This window comes from Micromonospora sp. NPDC003776, from assembly GCF_053605645.1.
In genome coordinates this window covers 1-6,247 of the sequence record NZ_JBSGJR010000427.1, presented here as the reverse complement: position 1 = coordinate 6,247, position 6,247 = coordinate 1, and the positions used below count along the sequence as shown (strand labels likewise).

General features: G+C 73.1%; 8 protein-coding genes, 1 tRNA gene and 1 pseudogene. 5 read left to right on the top strand and 5 right to left on the bottom strand.

The window, feature by feature from the left end; genetic code table 11:
• Positions 1-197: 197 nt before the first annotated feature.
• Positions 198-324: pseudogene (locus ACWEVO_RS27090) on the bottom strand (single-stranded DNA-binding protein); the annotation flags it as partial.
• 377 nt (positions 325-701) lie between these two features.
• Here ACWEVO_RS27090 and ACWEVO_RS27085 point away from each other — a divergent pair.
• Together ACWEVO_RS27085 and ACWEVO_RS27080 are read left to right on the top strand one after the other, a co-directional pair.
• Positions 702-1,124 carry an HPF/RaiA family ribosome-associated protein gene (locus ACWEVO_RS27085; RefSeq protein ID WP_452310323.1) on the top strand — a complete coding sequence of 141 codons (423 nt, stop codon included), beginning with the start codon at positions 702-704 and terminating at the stop codon, positions 1,122-1,124.
• A gap of 136 nt (positions 1,125-1,260) precedes the next feature.
• Positions 1,261-2,289 (top strand): alpha/beta hydrolase, encoded by a 1,029-nt coding sequence (locus tag ACWEVO_RS27080; protein WP_452310322.1) that lies wholly within the window; start codon positions 1,261-1,263, stop codon positions 2,287-2,289.
• A 9-nt stretch (positions 2,290-2,298) separates the two neighbouring features.
• Here the strand turns inward: ACWEVO_RS27080 and ACWEVO_RS27075 are convergent, their stop codons facing one another.
• Entirely contained in the window at positions 2,299-3,072 is a 774-nt protein-coding gene (locus tag ACWEVO_RS27075; RefSeq protein ID WP_452310321.1) for a hypothetical protein, read from the bottom strand.
• A 135-nt stretch (positions 3,073-3,207) separates the two neighbouring features.
• Here ACWEVO_RS27075 and ACWEVO_RS27070 point away from each other — a divergent pair.
• Positions 3,208-3,283, top strand: a tRNA-Arg gene (locus tag ACWEVO_RS27070).
• 33 nt (positions 3,284-3,316) lie between these two features.
• Here ACWEVO_RS27070 and ACWEVO_RS27065 read toward each other — a convergent pair.
• The 3 genes from ACWEVO_RS27065 to ACWEVO_RS27055 form a co-directional block, all read right to left on the bottom strand.
• A complete protein-coding gene (locus ACWEVO_RS27065; protein ID WP_452310320.1) occupies positions 3,317-3,937 on the bottom strand; it encodes a hypothetical protein in 621 nt (206 codons plus the stop codon).
• 11 nt (positions 3,938-3,948) lie between these two features.
• The gene (locus tag ACWEVO_RS27060) at positions 3,949-4,611 is read right to left on the bottom strand and encodes a hypothetical protein (protein WP_452310324.1); all 663 of its coding nucleotides are present in this window, start codon (positions 4,609-4,611) and stop codon (positions 3,949-3,951) included.
• 167 nt (positions 4,612-4,778) lie between these two features.
• Entirely contained in the window at positions 4,779-5,375 is a 597-nt protein-coding gene (locus ACWEVO_RS27055) for an alpha/beta hydrolase (RefSeq protein ID WP_452310319.1), read from the bottom strand.
• A gap of 142 nt (positions 5,376-5,517) precedes the next feature.
• Between ACWEVO_RS27055 and ACWEVO_RS27050 the strand changes: the two genes are divergently transcribed.
• Positions 5,518-6,042 (top strand): SigE family RNA polymerase sigma factor, encoded by a 525-nt coding sequence (locus tag ACWEVO_RS27050; protein ID WP_452310318.1) that lies wholly within the window; start codon positions 5,518-5,520, stop codon positions 6,040-6,042.
• Positions 6,039-6,247 (top strand): hypothetical protein (locus ACWEVO_RS27045; RefSeq protein ID WP_452310317.1); only part of this gene is annotated, 209 nt, incomplete at its 3' end. The genes ACWEVO_RS27050 and ACWEVO_RS27045, both read left to right, overlap by 4 nt.

The window sequence follows — 6,247 nt, the reverse complement described above, 5'->3', positions numbered from 1 at the left end:
CCAACGGACCGGCCCAGGCTGCCCCGCGCAGCCCACCGGCACCAGAGCGTGAACACGATCAGCACACCCACCACCGGCCACCGGCCACGAGGAGCAGCACTGGGCGCAGGCTTCCACCTCCACGCCCACGCGAGCCCACCCAGGTGGGAAACGATCCCGGAAACTCAAACCGACCCAGGATCCCAAAGCTAATCAGCGACGCTGTTGCCGTCGACCCACAGACCGGAATCCCGGTCGAGCCAGCGGGCGGTCGAGGCGACCTTAAAGTTGGCCACCAGCGTGTTGCTCTGGGGCGGCACGGCGCCACTCCGGCGCGGTCAGCACGTTGCCGACGACTGTCGGGCGCCGCTAACGCCGACGACGACCTCTTGGCCGTTTGCGGTCTGCCACCATGGTGACGTACGTATCGAACATCGCCCCTCCAGGGAGACTCGGCTTGTCGGGCCAGCCTCGACCGGCGGTGCTCCGGCCACCAGCCGCGACCGCCCGGCTGTGGACGACGGGGCGGGCTGTGGACAACGACCTGATCAAGGTCCCGTCTGCTAGGGACCACGGTCCCTGTGCCCCCTACCTGCGGCGCAGCATGATCGAGATGGCGGGCGGACGGGGCGGTTCCGGACGCACGCCGACTGGGTAAGGAGTTGATCAACCGAGAGAAAGGGAGCGACGATGCTTCTCCGAGACGTCTGCGAGGCCCGGCGATGAGCGCCGCCGCGAACCCTGCGACCGTGGCCGAGTGCCTGCGCGTCGGTGCCGGATTCTCCCAGGGTGACCGGAACTGGATCGCGGAGCAGTTCGCCACCCTCGACGCCCGGCTCGCCGGCTTCCACGCCGACGCGACCGAGTTGGAGGTGTCGGTGAAGGACCGCGACGCGCGGGGCCAGAAGGTGACCCTGGAGTGCTGGATCGCGGGCCGGCAGAAGATCGTCACCACCTCTGCCGAGGAGGACCTGCACGCCGCGCTGAACGACGTCCGGGACGATCTGCGCCGCCGGCTCAACGACGCGAAGACCCGGCAGGAGCCGCGGCACAACAAGCACATCCGGGAGCTGGCCCGGCCCGACGCCACCCCGGTCGCGGAGGAAGACGCCGACCTCGACCGGGTCGACGCCGAGAGCGCCTGACGCCGGCGTTGATCCACCCCGAGGCTCGGCAGGTCGGGGTGTCCGCCAGACCGGGACACCCCGACCTGCCGCAGGCCGGGAAGGACGGGGCCGCGGGGGCTACCGCCGGGTAGCGTGGCGGCGTACCGTCGCGGTCGTGGAACCCGACGTGCTGGGAGCGCCGTACGAGCGGCAGACCATCGAGCTGGGCACCGACGACGAGGGGCCGGTCGTCGCGACGCTGGTGCGCCGCCGGGCCGAGCGCCCCACCGGCCGGGCCGTGCTCTACGTGCACGGCTTCGTCGACTACTTCTTCCAGACCCACGTCGCCGACTTCTTCGCCGAGCGCGGCTGGGACTTCTACGCGCTCGACCTGCGCAAGTACGGTCGCAGCCTGCTGCCCCACCAAACCCCGAACTTCTGCCACGAGCTCAGCGAGTACTTCCCCGAGCTGGACGCGGCCGCGGAGATCATCCGCACGGAGGACGGGCACGACACCCTGCTCGCCATGGGCCACTCCACCGGGGGCCTGATCGTGTCGCTCTGGGCGCACGCCCGCCGCGAGGCCGGGCTGGTCGACGGGATCGTCCTCAACAGCCCCTTCTTCGACATCAACGCCCCCTGGCTGGTCCGGCGACCCCTCGCGGCCGCCGTCTCCCGGCTGGGCCGCCGGGCGCCGCACCGCATCCTCCCGTTCGGGCTCGGCACCGTGTACGGGGAGAGCCTGCACGCCGATCACCGCGGTGAGTGGCGGTACGACCTGGCGTGGAAGCCGCTCGCGGGGTTCCCTGTGCGGGCCGGCTGGATCAACGCGATCCGGGCCGGCCAGCGGCAGCTGCGGGCCGGGCTGGACATCCGGGTGCCGCTGCTGCTGGCCTGCTCCACGCGCAGCTACCGGGGCACGAAGTGGCACGATTCGGCCACCCTCGCCGACGCGGTGCTCGACGTGGAGCACATGGTCCGCTGGGCGCCCCGACTCGGCCCGCACGTCACCCTGGCCCGCTTCGACGGCGGCCTGCACGATCTCACGCTCTCCGGCCCCGCCGTACGCGAGAAGGTCTTCGCCGAGGTCGGACGGTGGGCGGAGGGATTCCTCGGCGCCGGGCCGACGGCCCCGGAGCCCGACCGCCCACCGGCCGCGCGCCGGCCGGTGCAGGACCGGGCCGGCGCGGGCGCCGAGGGCTGAGCCGACCGGTCAGCGGAACCCGGCCGTCGCCTCCGCGAGGGCCGCACGGATCCGGTCGAACGTCGCCAGCGGGTGGCCGCCCGCCTCGGCCGGCAGCACCAGACCGAGGCAGTGCAGGCTCAGCTCGCCGTCGGCGCCGGTCTGCACGCCGAACACCGGCGCGCCGACGTACCCGGCGGGCAGCTCCGTGGTGATCCGCAGCGCGTCGCCGTCCCGGACGACCCGCTCGATCACCGCCTCCAGCGGGCGCGACCCGTCATCGGCCACGCCGAGGGCGAGCACGAACGCGGAGCCGGGATCCGCGCCGACCCGGGCGACCGCCGCCGCGTCCGCGGCCACCGCATCGGTCACGTGCTGGGTACGCCAGCGCCAGCCCCGGTCCTCGGCGTACCCGTGCAGGCCACCGGTGGGCATCGCGGCCAGGCCGATCTCCGGCAGGTGCAGCCACCGGTCGGCGAACCCGGGCAGCTCGATCGGTTCGGCGGCCGCATCCGCCGGGTCGGTGATGCTCGGCCGCAGCGCGATCTCCCCGTACCGGGCGCGGGCGGACGCATCGGCGGTGAGCAGCCACTCCTGCACCACCTCGCCGTCGTCGGTGGCCCCGACCAGCTCGGTCCAGAAGAAGGCGGTGCCGAATCCCTCGCCGGGGCCACCCGGCCGTTCGGCCCGGCTGACGGGCAGGATGGCGCGCCCCAGCAGCTGGCACAGCTCGTAGATGATCTCGTTCTCGGTGTCGTGGTCGAGCAGCACGACGCCGAGGGTACGGACCGGCCGGTCCCCCATCGTCCCGGACCCGCGAAATCCCCGATGTCCCGGCGGGGCGGTTCATGGCACTCTGATCACCGACGCGGCCACGACCACCCGTTACCGCGCCGACCCCCGGTACGGCGGTACCCTCTTGGCGCGACACGTCGCCGCGCGCCCGTAGCTCAGCGGATAGAGCAGGGGACTTCTAATCCCAAGGCCGCAGGTTCGAATCCTGCCGGGCGCACCACGGTCACCCCTCCCAGGCCTCGTCGGTCCTGCCTCAGTTGCGTCCGAGGCGGCTGGCCAGGTCGGCGGCGAAGGCGTGGACCTGGGACTCCAGGCTCACCGCGCGGGGGAAGACCTCGATCCCCACGACCAGGTTGCTGACTCGCAGGTAGACACTGCGATTCCGGGAGTACGCCTCGTCGCCGACGCCGGACAGCGGCCGGAGCTGTGCGCCGGGTTGACGCAGGACGCGGCTGGCGGCCTCCGGCGCATCCCCTCGTTCCGGCGTCGCGACGTAGTAGGCGACGGTCATCACGGGAGCGGAGATGTAGCCCGGGTGGTCCCTGGGCAGGAAGAGATCGCAGTTGTTCGACCCGTCCTGCTGCACGGTGTAGGGCGTCGCGAGCAGGTGCAGGCTCGGTTCGAGCGTCGCGCAGGCCGGTGGTTCCGCCCGGAACGTACCGCGGTCGTGCCAACCTGCGGCGAGGTAGACGGCCGCACCTGCGGCGACGAGCAGGACGGGCACGAGAATCCCCGCGACGAGGATCGCGACTCGTCGGCGGGGACGGCCGGGCGCCGGGGCCAGGGGTTGCGGCCCGGGTCCCGGCCCCTCGTCCTGGTGCCCGACGCCGCCGGGGTCGACGGCTCCAAACTGCGACCGGCGGGAAGAGGTCATGGCGATGGATCCTATTCTTCAGGCCGGTAGCCGTCCGCCCCGTCCGCTGTCAGCCGAGGTGGCCGGCGGGCGTTGCCGAGGAGGACCGGATCCCGGCTCCACAGCAGATGGAGGTACTCCCGCAACTCCTCCGGTGTGGCGACCCAGCCCCGGCCCTGATAGGTGAGGATGCGGTGGACCTCCCCCGGCAGGAGGTCGTAGGCGGTTGCTCCGGTCTCCGGGACGGGGGTGTCCGGGGGCACGGCGACCGGGAGCGGGATCAGGGGTAGCGGCATCCCGCGCCGGATGAGCCCGTTGAGGACCGTGAGATAGACGCGCGCCAGGTGGTACGGCGAGACGGCGAGCGCGAGGCTGGCGATGCCGAGCGCCCCGACCCGGTCGACGATCCAGGCCGCCTGCCGTCCGGTGTGGGGTGCCGGCTCGGCCTGCAGATGCACCCCGTCGATCCGCCGAAGGCCCAGGCCCCGCAGGTAGTCGAGCGTGATCTCGACATAGGTCTGTTCCGCTGGGTTTCCGTTCGCTACCAGGAGGTGGCGCAGCCGCCGATGCGTCTCCCAGTGCCGGATCGCGTGCGTGAGGCGCCACTCCTCGCCCTGGCCGGTGACCACGACGAGCCCGTCGACGTGGTCGGCGGCGGACGCCGGCAGGGTCAGGATCATGGTGATGGCCTCCATCACCTGAAGGAACTGCCCGGCGCTGAATCCGGCGAGGTCCGCTGCGCGCACGATCCGAGGGGGCGCTCCCGCGGGCGGTGCCGGCCGGCCGGTCCCGCGCACATCCGGCGACACCGGGTCGTCGGGGTGGGGCAGGGCGGCCATGCCGACGATCATGCCAGCCGGCGTCAGCCCTGGCCGCCCCGTCCGGACGAACCGACCGGCACGCCGGCCGACTGATCGGGCGGCGTGGGCCAGAGCACCCGGTCGAGGAACTCCTCCACCGCGGTGGCGACCTCTCCGAGCACCGCCGCCGACCGCGCCAGCGGTCCCGGCACGCGCAGCCCGTGGTCGGCCTCCGCCACCTCGCAGACGTACGGCGACAGTTCGCGGGCGAGTTCCGGACGCCAACTGGGGTCGGCCGTACCGCCGATGAGCAGGCAGGGCGCCCCGGCGCGGCGAAGGCCGTCGACCACCTCCGGGCGGTGCAGCAACGGCGTGATCCAGACGGCCGGTAGTCCCCGGTCGGCGGCGAGATTCGCGGCGAGGGCGCCGAGCGAGTTCGCGATGACCAGCGGCTCCGGCAGGTCGCGCAGCGCCGCGGCGATCTGCGGGACCGCCCACGGCCCCCGCGCGGCCGGCTCGGCCGGGACGTCGCCGCGCCACGCGAGGTGGTGCAGCTCGGCGCCGCGCGCCCGGGCCGCGTCGGCGGCGAACAACTGCGGGGGTACGTGGCAGCAGCCCCGACTGCCCGGAATGACCAACACCGTCCGCTGCGTCGACATGACGTCCTCCCCGCGGCCGCGACCCGGCCCTCACCACCCGGCAACCTATCGAACAACGGCTCCGTGCAACCTTCCTCCCGGCCACCGCCGACTAACAGACGACCAGAGTCCACCGTCCACACCGGCTGACCAAGGGAGCACGATGCGGCCCGACCTCGAGAGGGAGTACGTCGAGTACGTGCGGGCGCGGTTACCCCGCCTGCACCGCACCGCGTACCTGCTCTGCGCCGACCCCTTCCAGGCGGACGACATCGTCCAGGCGACGCTCACCGCGCTCTACGTGCACTGGAAGCGGGCGGCCGCCGCCGACAACCTCGACGGGTACGTGCACCGGATCCTGGTGCGGCGGTACCTCGACGAGCGGCGGCGCGGGTGGTCCCGGGTGCTGCTCGGCGACCGCCTGCCGGAACTGCCCGACCCCGCCCAGTCCAAGATCGAGGAGCGGGACGCGCTGCTGACGGCGCTGCGCGGGCTGCCGAAGGGCCAGCGGGCGGTGGTGGTGCTGCGCTACTTCGGCGACCTGTCCGTGGAGGCGACGGCGGAGGCGCTCGGGTGCTCGGTGGGCAACGTGAAGAGCCAGTGCTCCCGGGGCCTCGCGGCGCTGCGTGCAGCGCTCGACGCGGGACGTCCGGTCACCGTCACACAGGGAGGGAGGGTCCAGCCATGAGGGACGAAGAGGAGCTGCGGGACCGGCTGCGCGCGGTGGACGTGCCGGACAGCCGCATCGAGGTCGACGCGCTGGTCCAGGCCGGTCGCCGGCGTGCCTTTCGCCGCCACTCGGTCGGCGGCGCTCACGGCCATGTCCTGCCCGACGGGTCGGAGCGCGAAACCGAAACCTGGCTGCTCTGGGCGCATCGGTGCCGCAACCGCCC